Here is a 14427-nt window from a genome sequence, read left to right as displayed (position 1 = left end):
CAACGGATCGTACCAACGCCCGTTCCGCGCGGCACGGAATTACGGCGGACAGCGGCCCTCGGAGACGGGCATCCATGGGCCGGGGCCCGCCGTTCGACCCTCGTTGCATGTTCATGCGAACTGATGCATAATCTTCCTATGTCTAAGGTCCTTACCTCCCTTCCCGCCGGCGAGCGCGTCGGTATCGCCTTCTCCGGCGGACTCGACACCTCGGTCGCGGTCGCGTGGATGCGCGACAAGGGCGCCGTTCCCTGCACCTACACCGCCGACATCGGCCAGTACGACGAGCCCGACATCGCCTCGGTGCCCGGCCGCGCCAAGGCCTACGGTGCCGAACTCGCGCGTCTCGTCGACTGCCGTGCCGCGCTGGTCGAGGAGGGACTCGCCGCGCTCACCTGCGGGGCGTTCCACATCCGCTCGGGCGGGCGTGCCTACTTCAACACCACGCCGCTGGGCCGTGCCGTCACCGGCACCCTGCTGGTGCGGGCGATGCTTGAGGACGACGTCCAGATCTGGGGCGACGGCTCGACCTTCAAGGGCAACGACATCGAGCGGTTCTACCGGTACGGGCTGCTCGCCAACCCGCATCTGCGGATCTACAAGCCCTGGCTCGACGCGGACTTCGTGACCGAGCTCGGTGGCCGCAAGGAGATGTCGGAGTGGCTGGTCGCCCATGACCTGCCCTACCGCGACAGCACGGAGAAGGCGTACTCCACCGACGCCAACATCTGGGGCGCCACCCACGAGGCCAAGACCCTGGAGCACCTGGACACGGGCGTCGAGACCGTGGAGCCGATCATGGGCGTCCGGTTCTGGGACCCCGAGGTCGAGATCCTCACCGAGGACGTGACGATCGGCTTCGACCAGGGCCGCCCGGTCACGATCAACGGCAAGGAGTTCGCCTCCGCCGTCGATCTGGTGATGGAGGCCAACGCCATCGGCGGTCGCCACGGCATGGGCATGTCGGACCAGATCGAGAACCGGATCATCGAGGCCAAGAGCCGCGGTATCTACGAGGCACCGGGCATGGCCCTGCTGCACGCCGCGTACGAGCGTCTGGTCAACGCGATCCACAACGAGGACACGATCGCCCAGTACTACAACGAGGGACGGCGCCTCGGCCGGCTCATGTACGAGGGCCGGTGGCTGGACCCGCAGGCCCTGATGGTGCGCGAGTCGCTGCAGCGCTGGGTCGGCGCGGCCATCACCGGCGAGGTGACCCTGCGGCTGCGGCGCGGCGAGGACTACTCGATCCTCGACACCCGCGGCCCGGCGTTCAGCTACCACCCGGACAAGCTGTCCATGGAGCGCACCGAGGACTCGGCGTTCGGCCCGGTGGACCGGATCGGCCAGCTCACCATGCGCAACCTCGACATCGCGGACTCGCGCGCCAAACTGGAGCAGTACGCCGGTCTCGGTCTGATCGGCACGGGCAGCCCCTCCATCGGTGCCGCCCAGGCGGCCTCGACCGGGCTGATCGGCAGCATGCCGGAGATGCCGCAGGGCGGCGCCGAGGCCATCGCCTCCCGCGGCGAGGTCTCCGAGGACGACGAGCTGCTGGACCGCGCGGCGATGGAGTTCGGCACGGACTGATGTCCCCCCGCAGCGCGACGAACGACTGATGGGTGGGCCCGGCGCTGTTGGCGCCGGGCCCACCCATCAGTCTGTTCAGCGGCCGGATCGATCAGCGGGCGGCCTCCGCGATCCGGACGTCGTGGCTGTCGCCGTCGGACAGGAACGCGGCCAGCGCCTCCCCCTCGTCCGCCACGGCGGTGCGGTCGGTCCGGGAGAAACCGTGCAACGGGGTGACCGTCACGGTGGCGTCCTTGCCGACCGTCCAGGTCGCGGCGACCCGGCCGTCGACCAGGACGACACGCTCACCGGCGACCGACAGACCGCGGTGTGCGTCGTCGATGATCCGGCCGCGGTCCTGGTAGCCGAGGATCGCGTTGTCGAACGCCGGCAGGAACCGCACCGGGGCCGGTGTGTCCGGGTCGGGACGCGGCGCGTCGGGCAGGTCCAGCAGCTCCCGGCCCCGCTCGTCACGGAAGGCGACCAGCTCTCCGCGGACGGCCGCGATCGCGGCGGGCAGGCCCGCCAGGCCGCACCAGGCGCGCAGATCGGCCGAGGCGGCGGGGCCGAACGCGGCCAGATAGCGCCGGACCAGCGCCTGGCCCACCGGATCGGAACCGTCCCTGTCCGGCGGGTCGGCTTCGCGCCCCAGCCAGGCGGAGAGCGTCACATTGCGGACCCCCGCTCTCGTCCGCCAGAGCCCGCGCGGCGGGAGCTGCGCCATCGGGACGAGGGCGGCGATCAGCATTTCGCCCAGGGCCCGCGGCCCCGGTTCCGGCCAGCGCTCTGCGACCGCCCGCGCCAGCTCGGTCATCGTGCGGGGCTCGCCGTCGGCCATGACGGCCCGGCCGGCCGCCGCGAGCTCGTCGAGGTCCACCCCGCCGAGTTCCTGGCGGTACGTCCCGAGCACACGCTGGCGCAGCATGGCCGTGTGGCGGCCCCGCCAGGCCAGGGCGTCGTCGGCGGTGACCAGGTGGACGGTCCGGCGCATGAGGTGGGTGCGCACCACCTTGCGCCCGGTCAGCAGGTCCGAGAGCTCCGACGGGTCGAACGCGGACAGCCTGGACCAGAGCCCGACGAACGGTTCCTGCGGTTCCTGCGCCTGCAGACCGCCGAGGTGGGCGACCGCGTCGAGGACCGGCGGGCCGGCACGGTCGAGCAGCAGCTGCCGAGCCAGCGTCGCGCGGTTGAGCGCCCGGGTGCCGAGCACGAGAGCGGTCGAAGTACCCACCGCTCAGGTCGACTTCTGGCCGTCGAGCGACTCGCGCAGGATGTCCGCGTGGCCGGCGTGCTGGGCGGTCTCCGCGATGACGTGCATCAGCACCCGGCGGGCGCTGTGCACCGACCCCGGCGCGTTCCAGGGCGCCTCGGGCAGCGGGTGCGTCACGGACAGGTCGGGCAGACCGGCGACGATCTCCTCGGTCCTGGCGGCCACCTGCTCGTACCGTTCGACGATCCCGGCCAGCGTCTCGCCGGGCAGCATCCGGAAGTTGTTCTGGTGGTCGATCGCCCACTGCGGGAACTCACGTGCGGTACCGGCCGCGAAGTCGGCCCAGGTGACACCGTCCGGCAGGGCGAAGGACATCGCGGAGGGGCCCTCGGTCACGAAGCGCAGCCAGCTCTCCTCGATGGCCGCGACATGCTTGATCAGCCCGCCGAGGGACAGCGTGCTGACGGTGGGGCTCTGGCCGGCCTGTTCGTCGCTGAGATCGCGGGCCGTGGCCGTCAGAGCGGACCGGACGGTCGCGAGTTCGGCGAGCAGGTCGCTCCGCTCGGGGTCGAGGTCGGGCCGGGGGGTGGTCGTGGCGGTCACGTCGGTCATGGTGATCGCGTCCTTCTTCTCGTCGGGGTTCGCGCTCCGGCTGTCTCTGTCGGGCACAGGAAGACAATCTCAGGAGAAGCGGTCAGGAAGTGTCCGCTACTCCGTGCACCATGGAGCCATGCCGAAAACCTCAGCGCGACTGCTGTCCCTGCTCTCGCTGCTCCAGGCGCGCCGGGACTGGCCCGGGGGGCTGCTGGCCGAGCGGCTGGACATCAGTCCGCGCACCGTGCGGCGCGATGTCGACCGCCTGCGCGAACTCGGCTATCCCATCGTCGCCTTCAAGGGGCCGGACGGCGGATACCGCCTCGACGCCGGTACGGAGCTGCCGCCGCTGCTGTTCGACGACGAGCAGGCCGTGGCCCTGGCCGTCGCGCTCCGGATCGCGACCGTGTCCGGTGCCGGGATCGGGGAGGCGTCGGTGCGCGCGCTGGCCACCGTGCGGCAGGTCATGCCCGCGCGGCTGCGCCGCCGGATCGACACCCTTCAGGTCACCGCCGTCGAGCGGCCCGTGTCCCGGCCGGCGCCCCAGCTCGACAGCGGTGTGCTCCTGACCCTCGGTGCGACCGTCCACGCCTGTGAGGTACTGCGCTTCGACTACACCCCGGCGGCTGCGGCGGCTCCGGAGTCCCCGGCACCCCCACGCAGGGTCGAGCCCCACCACCTGGTCACCTGGGGCGGACGCTGGTATCTCGTCGCCTGGGACCTGGACCGCGAGGACTGGCGGACCTTCCGCGCCGACCGGATCACCCCGCGCATCCCCACCGGCCCCCGCTTCGTCCCGCGCGAACTCCCCGGCGGTGACGTGGCCGCCTTCGTGGCTGCCAGGTTCCGGGGCTCCGACGGCTCCGGCGACTGGCCCTGCCGCGGCGAGGTGATCCTCGCCAAGCCCGCCTCCGACGTGGCCCCGTACGTGCACGACGGAGTCGTCGAGGCGCTCGGGCCGGAGCGTTGCAGGGTCACCCTCGGCTCGTGGTCCTGGGTCGGCCTGGCCGCCACCGTCGGCCGCTTCGACGCCGACGTCGAGGTCGTGGGCCCCGCCGAACTCAAGGACGCGTTCGCGCTGTTGGCCCGCCGCTACGCCGACGCCGCAGCCGGCCGGGAGCGACCTCTTACGGACCGGTGACGTGGGGCGCGTACCCCTGCTCCCGGGCAGGGAGCGGACCTAGGGTTCGGCGCATGCGAGTACTGGTCACCGGCGGTGCCGGGTTCATCGGGTCCCATGTCGTCGAGGCGCTGCGGACGGGCGGGCACGAGCCCGTGGTGTTCGACGTACGTGCCGTACGGGGAGCGGGCGGCGGTGACGTCCGCGATCGCGGCGCGGTGTCGGCGGCCCTCTCCGGGGTCGACGCGGTCTGTCACCAGGCGGCGATGGTCGGCCTGGGCAAGGGCGTCGCGGACGCGGCCGAGTACGTCTCCCACAACGACCTCGGCACCGCCGTGCTCCTGGCGGCGATGGCCGAGGCCGGGGTGCGGCGGCTCGTCCTGGCCGGGTCGATGGTCGTGTACGGGGAGGGCCGGTACTCCTGTGCGCGGCACGGCGGGGTGCGCCCCGGGCCGCGGTCGGCCGCCGATCTGACGGCGGGCCGGTTCGAGCCGCGCTGCCCGTCCTGCGGAGCGGACCTGGTGCCCGGTCTCGTCGGCGAGGACGCCCCGGCCGACCCCCGCAACGTGTACGCGACGACCAAGCTCGCGCAGGAACACCTGGCCGCCGCGTGGGCGCGTTCGACGGACGGTACGGCGGTCTCGCTGAGGTACCACAACGTCTACGGGCCCGGGATGCCCCGCGACACCCCGTACGCCGGTGTCGCGTCCTTCTTCCGTTCGGCGCTGGCCCGCGGTGAGGCTCCCCGGGTCTTCGAGGACGGCGGTCAGCGGCGGGACTTCGTGGAGGTACGGGATGTGGCGGCGGCCAATGTGACGGCGCTGGAGGCGGATGCGGCGGGCGGCGCGCTGACGGCGTACAACGTGGGCAGCGGGGAGCCGCACACGGTCGGCGAGATGGCGCGGGCGCTGGCCGACGCGTACGGCGGGCCCGCGCCCGTGGTGACCGGGGAGTTCCGGCTCGGGGACGTACGGCACATCACCGCGGACTCGTCCCGGCTGCGGACCGGGCTGGGGTGGAAACCCGAGGTCGGATTCAGCGAGGGCATGCGGGAGTTCGCGGTGGCGCGCCTGCGGGGCGAGTGAGTCCGTCACCGAGGTGTCCGGTCGACCGCCCACGTGATTGGCCGACCGTTCACGTTGCTTGCCGATCCGGTGGGTCGAGGTCCGCTCTCACGTTCCGGCCGCCGCGGGCAGGGTCACCTCGAAGCGGCAGCCGCCGGAGATGTTGCGCACGGTGGCGCGGCCCCGGTGGGCCTCCACGATGCCCTGGACGATGGCGAGTCCGAGGCCGGCTCCGGCCGGGGGCGTGCGGGCGTCGGAGCCTCGCCAGCCCGTGTCGAAGACGCGCGGGAGGTCCTGCTCGGGGATGCCCCCGCAGCCGTCGCTGACGGACAGCACGACTCCGTCGGCCGAACGGGCGGCGGCCACCGCGACCGTGCCGTCGGCCGGGGTGCGCCGGATCGCGTTGACCAGGAGGTTGCCGAGGACCCGGCTCATCTCCTTGCCGTCCACCTCGACCGGCAATGGTTCGACGAGGTCGCCCACCAGCCGTACCCCGTGCCGGCGGGCGAGCGGGTCCGCTCCGGCGAGGGCGTCGCTGACCAGGTCGTACAGCGACATGCGGGACAGGGACAGGGCGAGCGTTCCGGCGTGTATGCGGGAGAGTTCGAAGAGGTCGCCGACCATGTCGTTGAGGCGGTCGACCTCGGTACGGATCTGGCGCAGATAGCGCTGGGGGTCGGCGGCCACGCCGTCCTCCAGCGCCTCCGACATCGCGCGGAGCCCGGCGAGCGGGGTGCGCAGGTCGTGCGAGATCCAGGCGACGAGTTCACGGCGGGAGGACTCCAGGGCGCGCTCGCGCATCCGGGACTCGGCGAGTCTGGCGCTGGTGGCCGCCAGTTCACGGCTGACCGCGGCGAGTTCGGCGGTCGCGGGGGCGTCGGGGGCGGTGAAGTCGCCGCCGTCGCCGAAGGAGCGGGCGGCCACGACGAGTTCGTGGCTGCGGGCGACGACCCAGCGGCCGAGAAGCAGTGCGGTGACCATGGAGACGACGGCCGCCATCGCGACGACCGTGGTGACCACGCTCAGATCGTGTGCGGACAGGAACATCGCCTGCGCCACGGCCAGTGTTCCGGCGAGCATCGCGGTCACCGCCACGGCGGCCACCACGGCGAGGGACACGGTGAGCGAACGGCGCCTGATCAGGCGCAGCGCACCCGCTCCGGCCAGCCCCGCGGCCGCGGCACCCGCGAAGGCGTACAGGGCGATCAGCAGCATGTCACTCATGGTCGGCCTCTTCCTGGGGGCCGTCTTCGACGGCGGGAGCGGGTGCGTCGGCGGGAGCGGCAGGTGCGTCGGCGGTCGGGTCGAAGCGGTAGCCGACGCCCCACACCGTCTGGATCAGCCGGGGCCGCGCCGGATCGTCCTCGACCTTGCCGCGCAGCCGCCGGACGTGGACGGTCACGGTCGACAGGTCCCCGAAGTCCCACCCCCACACCTCGCGCATCAGATCCTCCCGGGCGAACGCGCGGCCCGGGTGCCGCAGGAGGAAGGCCAGCAGGTCGAACTCCCGCAGGGTGAGGGCGAGTTCCGTGCCCTGCTTGGAGGCGCGGCGGGCGGCGGGGTCGACGGTCAGCCCGGCCGCGCTCAGTGGCCGTGCGGCGACGGCGGGCCGGGTGCGGCGCAGCACCGACTCCACCCGCAGCACCAGCTCGCGCGGGCTGAACGGCTTGGTGACGTAGTCGTCCGCGCCCACTTCGAGGCCCATGATGCGGTCGTCCTCGTCGCCACGGGCGGTGAGCATGATGACGGGCACGGGTCCGCGCTCGCGCAGCCGCCGGCACACCTCCAGGCCGTCCATGCCGGGCAGCATCAGGTCCAGGACCACGAGGTCGGGCCAGTGCGCGGCGGCGCGTGCGAGCGCGTCGGGGCCGTCGCCGGCCCGGTCGACGCCGTATCCGGCCCGGTCGAGGTATCCGGAGACGACCTCGGCCACGGTGGGGTCGTCGTCGACCACCAGGATGCGGGCGGTCTGCGGGGCGGCGCGAGGAGCCGGTGTCGGTTCGTGCGGCTGGTGCATGCGCCAAGCCTCGCACCGCGCTGTCCCCCGTGCCGCCCCCGCACCCCGACGTCCCTGTTTCGTAAGGACCCGATGCCCGAAATGCGCATTTCGCGTTCGTAGGGTGAAGGGCGTGACAACCCCTCCCGCCCCACCTCCTGTCGACGTGGTCCTCCCCTGCCTGAACGAGGCCGAGGCCCTGCCCTGGGTCCTCGCCCGCATCCCGCCCGGCTGGCGGGCCCTCGTCGTGGACAACGGTTCCACCGACGGCTCGGCCGACATCGCCCGCGCTCTCGGCGCACACGTCGTCGACGAACCGCGCCGCGGCTTCGGGGCCGCCTGCCACGCGGGGCTCGCCGCCGCCACCGCCGACATCGTCTGCTTCTGCGACTGCGACGCCTCGCTCGATCCGTCGCTCCTCCTCCCCTTCGTACGCCAAGTACGTTCAGGCGAGGCCGACTTGGTACTGGGCAGACGCCGCCCGCAAGGCCGGTCCGCCTGGCCCGCCCACGCCCGGGCAGGCAACCTCGCGCTCGCCCGGCTGCTGCGCCGCCGCACCGGGCTCCGGCTGCACGACCTCGGCCCCCTGCGCGCCGCCCGCCGCGAGTCCCTGCTGGCTCTCGGGCTCACCGACCGGCGCAGCGGCTATCCGCTGCAGATGGTCGTGCGCGCCGCCGACGCGGGCTGGCGGATCGCCGAGCACGACGTGCCCTATCTGCCCCGTACGGGCGCCTCCAAGGTGACCGGCACCTGGCTCGGCACCTGGCAGGCCGTCCGGGACATGAGCCGCGTACTGGCCGAACCCGCATCCCCCACCTCGGACGCAGCCCTGGCCCAGGTCCGGGACCAGGTCCAGAAACCAGCCCAAGACCAGAACCCAGCCTCAGTCCAAGTCGCCCAAGGAGGCACCCCCCGATGACCACACTGCTCGTCATCGCCAAGGAGCCGCGGCCGGGGCGGGTCAAGACCCGGCTCACTCCGCCGTTCACCCCGGTGGAGGCCGCCGCCCTCGCCGAGGCGGCACTCGCCGACACTCTGTACGCCGTGGCCGCCACGCCCGCCACCCGCCGGGTGCTCGTCCTGGAAGGGGCGCCGGGCCCGTGGTTGCCGCCCGGCTTCGACGTCGTACCGCAGTGCGGTGGAGGTCTCGACGAGCGGCTGGCCGCGGCCTTCGCCGGCTGTGACGGACCCACGCTGCTCATCGGAATGGACACACCCCAGGTGACACCGGCCCTGCTCGGCGTGGACTTCACGCACTGCGACGCCGTCTTCGGCCCGGCCGAGGACGGCGGTTTCTGGGCGCTGGGGCTGGCCGAACCCGATCCGCGACTGCTGCGCGGGGTGCCGATGTCGACGCCCACCACCGGGGCCGTGCAGCGCGGCCGGCTCATCTCCGCCGGGCTGCGCGTACGCGACCTGCCGCCGCTGCGGGACGTCGACACGGCCGCCGACGCCGAGGCGGTCGCCGCGCTCGCACCCCGGGGCCGCTTCGCCGCCCGTCTCGCCGGACTCACGGCGGTCGCCGGACGATGAACCGACCCATGAACGGATCCGTGCACGGATCCACGGTGGACGAATCCCCGATCGGCGACTCCTCGGAGGACGACTTCCCGGTGAGTGACTTCCCGTCGGGCGACCTCGTCCCACCGCCCGCCCAGCCCGCGTGGGCCGGCGCCGACCCGTACACCCGCGCGCTGCGCACCGGCCGCGGTCCCCTCTTCCTGCGCCGGGCCGACGGCTGGCTGCTGCCGCTGGAAGTGGAACGCTGGTGTGCCCGCGCCGACGCGGTGGACCTGGAGATCCTGGGCCGGTGCGAGGGTTCCGTGCTCGACATCGGCTGCGGCCCGGGCCGGCTCGTCGCGGAACTCGCCGGGCAGGGACGGCGTGTCCTCGGCATCGACGTCAGCGCGGCGGCCGTCAGCCGGACCACGCGGCTCGGCGGCACCGCCCTGCGCCGCTCCGTCTTCGAGCCGCTCCCCGCCGAGGGCCGCTGGGACACCGCACTCCTCGTCGACGGCAACATCGGCATCGGCGGCGATCCGCGCGCGCTCCTCGCCAGGCTGGCCGACCTGCTGGTCCCGGCCGGGCTGCTGATCGCCGAGACCGTGCCGATGGACGTCGACGAGCGCGTCCGTGTACACATCACGGACGCGCGCGACGCCGATGGCCCCGGCACTCCCGCCGCACCGGGTACGCCGTTCCCCTGGGCCCGGATCGGGACGCGCGCCCTGATCCGGCACGCGACCCGCGCGGGCTGGACCGCCGTCGATCAGTGGACGACCGGCGGACGGTCCTTCGTCGCCCTGCGCAGCCGGAGCCTCAGGCGCAGCAGGAAGAGCAGCGCCGACCCGGCGAAGAGGGCGGCGGTGATCAGCAGCCAGCGGCCGAGGAAGCCGTCCGCGGGCAGCCCGGTCGCCATCCGGTACCGCCGGTCCACCTGACCGCCGATCAGCGGGAACCAGACCAGCAGGAGCAGCGCGGACAGGGCCGCCGGGACACGGACGTACATCGTCCGCTCCCGGTGGCCGGCCGCGCCGAACACCCGGACGACCCCGCGGTCGGCCACCGCGTACAACGGAAGCAGCACCAAGTCGTGCAGCAGGGCCGCCCCCACGAACCACAGGGTCACCCCGAGCCAGTCGTCGCCGAGCAGCCGTACGCCGGCATAGCCCGCGAGGGCGAACGAGCAGGCGAGCAGCAGGAGTTGCATGGTCCCCCTGGGCGGTTTCCTCATCACAGGTCTCCGAACGTCATACGGGCCACCCATTTCGTGTTCAGCACACCGGGCGCGGCGGGCACGACGATCCGTGCCGGGTAGCCGTGATCCGGGCTCAGGTCCTCGCCGTTGACCTGCAGGGCGAGCAGGGAGCGCGGGTCCGCGACCTGGTTGGCGCGCAGGGCCGCGCGGCGGAAGGAGCCGTGCCGCTGGAGGGACTCGACGAGGACGTCCGGCGGATCGCCGTCGTGGCCGACGAGCGCCGCGAGGTCACGCAGCCGCACACCGCGCCACCACTGGTCCGAGGTCGACCAGCCCTCGACACACGCGATCGGCAACGACGCGCTGTGGAGCGGAAGTTGAAGCAGCTCGGTCCGGCTCAGCCGGACCGTGCCCGTCCGTCCCGTGACGACGAGCCGCCATGCGTCCTCGCCCGTCTCCGCGTCGTCGATGCCCGCGTAGGCGGCCGTCTTGTTGATCTGGAAGCCGTTCGGGCCGCTGCCCGGGTCGGCTCCGCCGTGCGGCGCGAGGAGGGCCGTGCGCCGCAGCGGCCCGTCGAAGCTCCGCCCCGCCGTCGTCCCGAACAGCAGCAGGGATCCACCGCCGACGAACCACAGCGCCCCACGCCGGGAGACGGTCGCGGGATCGGGCCGGGGAGAGACCAACTCCCCTCCGTCCGCTGTCTCCTGGCCCTGCCGCATGCGGCGTACGTTCCGTACGGCGGCCGGTGTCTTCAGTACGGCGTGGGTGACGAACGCGGCGAAGAACACCCATGCGCCGTAGAAGTGGAGCGGGTAGAAGGACCCCGGGAAGAGGTAGTCGAGCTGGACGTTGAGCACGCCGGTCACGAACTCGAACAGCGCGCCCCCGACCAGCAGCAGCAACGAGATCCGCTCCAGCGCATGGGTGAGCGAACGGGCCGGCGGCAGCGCGAACAGCTTCGGCACCACCGACCACAGCTTGGCCAGCAGCACGGGGATCAGGGTGACGCCGAGCGTGACGTGAACCCCTTGTGTGAGGCGGTAGAGCCAGTACGGGCCGGTGGGCCACGCGAAGAGGTAGAAACCGAGGATGCCCTTGTCCGGGGTCTTGTCGTTCACCGGCGACAGGCCGGGGTTGTAGGCGGCGTAGGACAGCAGACCTGTCACGAACAGCACGGTGATGCCGACGAGCAGGACGAGGCCGAGTACCGAGGTGAACCAGGGACCGCGCAGCGGACTGCGCCAGAAACCGGGTGAGGTGGGAAGCCTTGGGGAGTGGTCGCGCATGGCCCGACCGTAGGCAGGAAAGGGCCCCGGGCAGGGCCTGCGAACCATGACGAAACGCTGACGTCCGCAGGGCGGGCGACCCGGATCGGCTCCTGCCGCCCTAGCGTTCCCGTGTGATCCGCTCCCCTCTGCGACACCCGACGTCGCGCGCCCTCGATCCTCGTGACCTGACTCCTGACAGCCCGACTCCTGGCAGCCGGACTCCTCGCGGCCGGACCCTGCGCGACCTGGCCACGGCGTCGGCCGCCCTGCTCCTCGTCCTCGCGGCCGTGCTGATCGGCCGCCACATCGAGCAGACCGACCACACCCTGTTCGCGGACTGGCCGCCGCTGTGGGCGAGTTGGGACCCGCACATCGGACCGGGTACCCCGGCCGCGGTGGCGGTCGCGCTGGGCGTCGTGGCGTACGGTCCCGTCCTCGCCGCGCGCCTGCCCTGGCGTGCGCTGCTGGGCGCCTCCTGGGCGGGTGCCATGGCCTGGATCTGGTCGCTGGCCCTGATCGACGGATGGCACCGGGGCGTGGCCGCCCGGCTCACCACCCGTTACGAGTACCTCCAGGTCATCGACCGCTTCCACGACATCCCGGCGACCCTGCGGGACTTCACCCGCCACATCCCGCTCGACTCACCGGACCACTGGCCGCCGCATGTGGCCGGACATCCGCCCGCCGCCTCCCTCACCTTCGTCCTCCTCGACCGGATCGGGCTGAGCGGCGGCGGCTGGGCCGGAACCTGGTGCATCACGGTCGGCGCCACCGCCTGCGTCGCCGTACTGGTGACCGTGCGCAGGCTCGCCGACGAGGAGTCGGCGCGGCGCGCGGCACCGTTCCTGGTGCTCGCACCGGCGGCGGTGTGGATGGGCACGTCGGCCGACGCGTACTTCGCCGCGGTCGCCGCCTGGTCGATCGCGGCACTCGCACTCGCCGTGACCACACCGAAGGGCCCCCGGGCCAGAGCCACCGCCTTCACCTCCGGCCTCCTCTTCGGCCTGACCTGCTACCTCTCGTACGGGCTCACGCTCATGGCGGTGATCGGTGCGGGCGTGCTGTTCCTCGGGCGGAGCCGGGTCCGGGTGCTCCCCTGCCTCGTCTCCCGCGCCGCCTTCCTGGTCGCCGGTCTCGCCGTCGTCCCCGTGGCGTTCACGCCGGCCGGGTTCGACTGGTGGGAGGCGTACCACCTCCTGGTCGCGCGCTACTACGACGGCGCGGGCGGTATCCGGCCCTACGGCTACTGGGTGTGGGCGAACCTCGCGTGCACGGTCCTCATCACGGGTCTCGCGACGGCGGCCGGGCTCCGGCGCGCGGCCGTCGCACTGGTCCGTGGACGCCACGGGCTGCTGCCCCACCGCGAGGACCGGGAGCCGGGGGTCGTACGTCGAGTGCCCGGCGCCGGGTCTCCGGCAGTCGGCGTCGAGTCTCCGGAGACAGGCGGCGCGTCGCTGCGGGCCGGCGCTCGGGCCCGGCTCGCCCTGCTCGTCCTGTGCGGGCTGCTCGCCCTGCTCATCGCCGACCTGTCCGGGATGAGCAAGGCCGAGACCGAACGCATCTGGCTGCCCTTCGCGATGTGGCTGCTGCCGGCATGCGCGCTGCTCAGCCGTCCCCGGGCCTGGCTGGGCGCCCAGGCCGTACTCGCCCTGCTCCTCAACCATCTGCTGCTGACCGGTTGGTGACCGCCCTCGTGCCCGTCGTCAGGACACCGTCACGATTCTTTTGCTCGCCCGCCGCCCAAAGAACCGTATTTTCCCGCGCGGGTGTGGCAGGTTGTACCTCAGCCGGTCCCGTCACTTCCCCCCGTAGTGGCGGGCCCGGCGTTTTTTGCGTCCGGCCGATGCGGTGGACGCCCCCTCCCTGCCCGTCCGTCCCCCGGTCCTCACTCGTCGCCTCGCTTGTCGTCGGGATCGGGCGTGGGGGGCCAGGTGGGGCGATGGGCCTCGGGGAGTTCCAGCAGGGCCGGCCCGACCGCGCGGCGGACGGGCAGCAGCTCCGTACTGCCCGTCTGAACGAGCAATTCGGAGAGTCTGCGGCCCGCTCCGGCCAGGATGAGCCGACCGTCCAGGCGTTTCAGCAGCCATCTGATCGCGAGCAGGCAGTTCAGCCCACGTGAGTCGCAGAAGACGAGCGCTGTCACATCGAGCACCAGGTGCCGTCGTCCCGCGTCGACGATGGCGGCGAGGGTACCCAGGAAGTACTCCTCGCAGCTCTGGTCGAGTTCGCCGCTGATCCGCAGGACCGCGCAGTGCTCGCCCTCGGTTATCTGGGTGATGGTCAGGCGGTGGGTCTTCGTGGACATCACACCTCCCGGTTCCAATGCCACGGGCGCCCTGTGGCACGTACCCGTACGCGTGCGTGTGCCCCGCATTCGAGCGGGCAACGGCGCGGGGCGAAACTCGCTCCGCGCGGTGGATCACGGTTGGCCGGGACTCTGCTTCCGTGGCGTTCCCGGTGTCCTTTTCGGTGCCCCCTTCGGTGTTCTCTTCCGTGGCGCTCCGACTACACCAGCCGCCGCGGCCCTGAGGAGGCGACGGAAAGTGGGGCATTCGACGTGGCTCGGCGCGGGGCAGGCCGCGGCGTGCCGCAGGGAGTCCCGCAGGACAGCGAGCTCCTGGATCGTCCGGTCCAGCTCGTCCGCCCGGGCGACCAGCAACTGCCGGTCGATGCGCGGCTGCCCGTCCGGCGCGAACATGCGGGCGATCTCGTCGAGCGAGAACCCGGCGGTGCGGCCCAGCGCGATCAGCGACAGGCGCTCCAGCACGGCGGGGTCGTACTGACGCCGCAGACCCCGTCGGCCGGTCGGGGTGATCAGGCCTTTTTCCTCGTAGAACCGCAGGGTCGAGGCGGGCACCCCGGCGCGGTGCGCCACCTCTGCGATGTCCAGTTCCGGCATGCTCTT

At 72.7% G+C, this 14427-nt stretch carries 14 protein-coding genes and 1 pseudogene; 7 read left to right on the top strand and 8 right to left on the bottom strand.

Annotated elements, in window-relative coordinates; genetic code table 11:
• Positions 1-138 precede the first annotated feature (138 nt).
• Positions 139-1593 (top strand): argininosuccinate synthase, encoded by a 1455-nt coding sequence (gene argG, locus ACZ60E_RS01175; RefSeq protein WP_107014911.1) that lies wholly within the window; start codon positions 139-141, stop codon positions 1591-1593.
• A gap of 91 nt (positions 1594-1684) precedes the next feature.
• Here the strand turns inward: argG and ACZ60E_RS01170 are convergent, their stop codons facing one another.
• The gene (locus ACZ60E_RS01170; protein ID WP_469436782.1) at positions 1685-2803 is read right to left on the bottom strand and encodes a winged helix DNA-binding domain-containing protein; all 1119 of its coding nucleotides are present in this window, start codon (positions 2801-2803) and stop codon (positions 1685-1687) included.
• A 3-nt stretch (positions 2804-2806) separates the two neighbouring features.
• The gene (locus ACZ60E_RS01165; RefSeq protein WP_384803074.1) at positions 2807-3394 is read right to left on the bottom strand and encodes a DinB family protein; all 588 of its coding nucleotides are present in this window, start codon (positions 3392-3394) and stop codon (positions 2807-2809) included.
• A gap of 118 nt (positions 3395-3512) precedes the next feature.
• Here ACZ60E_RS01165 and ACZ60E_RS01160 point away from each other — a divergent pair, with 118 nt between their 5' ends.
• On the top strand, positions 3513-4517 hold the full coding sequence (locus tag ACZ60E_RS01160; RefSeq protein WP_469436780.1) for a helix-turn-helix transcriptional regulator: 1005 nt from the start codon (positions 3513-3515) through the stop codon (positions 4515-4517).
• 53 nt (positions 4518-4570) lie between these two features.
• The gene (locus tag ACZ60E_RS01155; RefSeq protein ID WP_469436776.1) at positions 4571-5581 is read left to right on the top strand and encodes an NAD-dependent epimerase/dehydratase family protein; all 1011 of its coding nucleotides are present in this window, start codon (positions 4571-4573) and stop codon (positions 5579-5581) included.
• An 87-nt stretch (positions 5582-5668) separates the two neighbouring features.
• On the opposite strand, the gene ACZ60E_RS01150 is transcribed toward ACZ60E_RS01155, so the two are convergent.
• Positions 5669-6784, bottom strand: a complete 1116-nt coding sequence (locus tag ACZ60E_RS01150; protein WP_384802645.1) for a sensor histidine kinase — start codon at positions 6782-6784, stop codon at positions 5669-5671.
• Positions 6777-7577 carry a response regulator transcription factor gene (locus tag ACZ60E_RS01145; protein WP_469436774.1) on the bottom strand — a complete coding sequence of 267 codons (801 nt, stop codon included), beginning with the start codon at positions 7575-7577 and terminating at the stop codon, positions 6777-6779. Before ACZ60E_RS01145 ends, ACZ60E_RS01150 begins: the two co-directional genes overlap by 8 nt.
• A 103-nt stretch (positions 7578-7680) precedes the next feature.
• Here ACZ60E_RS01145 and ACZ60E_RS01140 point away from each other — a divergent pair, with 103 nt between their 5' ends.
• The 3 genes and pseudogenes from ACZ60E_RS01140 to ACZ60E_RS01130 all read left to right on the top strand — a co-directional run.
• The gene (locus ACZ60E_RS01140; protein ID WP_469436771.1) at positions 7681-8475 is read left to right on the top strand and encodes a glycosyltransferase family 2 protein; all 795 of its coding nucleotides are present in this window, start codon (positions 7681-7683) and stop codon (positions 8473-8475) included.
• A complete protein-coding gene (locus ACZ60E_RS01135) occupies positions 8472-9089 on the top strand; it encodes a TIGR04282 family arsenosugar biosynthesis glycosyltransferase (protein WP_469436769.1) in 618 nt (205 codons plus the stop codon). Before ACZ60E_RS01140 ends, ACZ60E_RS01135 begins: the two co-directional genes overlap by 4 nt.
• Positions 9086-9670, top strand: a pseudogene (locus tag ACZ60E_RS01130) (class I SAM-dependent methyltransferase); the annotation flags it as partial. The gene ACZ60E_RS01135 and the pseudogene ACZ60E_RS01130, both read left to right, overlap by 4 nt.
• A 155-nt stretch (positions 9671-9825) precedes the next feature.
• On the opposite strand, the gene ACZ60E_RS01125 reads toward ACZ60E_RS01130, so the two are convergent.
• Both ACZ60E_RS01125 and ACZ60E_RS01120 read right to left on the bottom strand, forming a co-directional pair.
• Entirely contained in the window at positions 9826-10323 is a 498-nt protein-coding gene (locus ACZ60E_RS01125; protein ID WP_469436767.1) for a hypothetical protein, read from the bottom strand.
• Positions 10290-11540: a molybdopterin-dependent oxidoreductase gene (locus ACZ60E_RS01120; RefSeq protein ID WP_469436764.1), complete on the bottom strand. Its 1251-nt coding sequence runs from the start codon at positions 11538-11540 to the stop codon at positions 10290-10292. Before ACZ60E_RS01120 ends, ACZ60E_RS01125 begins: the two co-directional genes overlap by 34 nt.
• Before the next feature lie 167 nt (positions 11541-11707).
• Between ACZ60E_RS01120 and ACZ60E_RS01115 the strand changes: the two genes are divergently transcribed.
• Positions 11708-13207, top strand: coding sequence for a hypothetical protein (locus tag ACZ60E_RS01115; protein WP_469438285.1), 1500 nt, complete (start codon positions 11708-11710; stop codon positions 13205-13207).
• A 200-nt stretch (positions 13208-13407) separates the two neighbouring features.
• On the opposite strand, the gene ACZ60E_RS01110 is transcribed toward ACZ60E_RS01115, so the two are convergent.
• Both ACZ60E_RS01110 and ACZ60E_RS01105 read right to left on the bottom strand, forming a co-directional pair.
• Positions 13408-13827, bottom strand: coding sequence for an STAS domain-containing protein (locus tag ACZ60E_RS01110; protein WP_384802663.1), 420 nt, complete (start codon positions 13825-13827; stop codon positions 13408-13410).
• Between the two features lie 114 nt (positions 13828-13941).
• Positions 13942-14421 carry a helix-turn-helix domain-containing protein gene (locus tag ACZ60E_RS01105; protein WP_469436761.1) on the bottom strand — a complete coding sequence of 160 codons (480 nt, stop codon included), beginning with the start codon at positions 14419-14421 and terminating at the stop codon, positions 13942-13944.
• Positions 14422-14427 lie beyond the last annotated feature (6 nt).

The organism is Streptomyces sp. NPDC102514 (genome assembly GCF_055584525.1).
The sequence above is the reverse complement of the archived record's forward strand: the minus strand, read 5'-3'. Positions and strand labels throughout refer to the sequence as shown.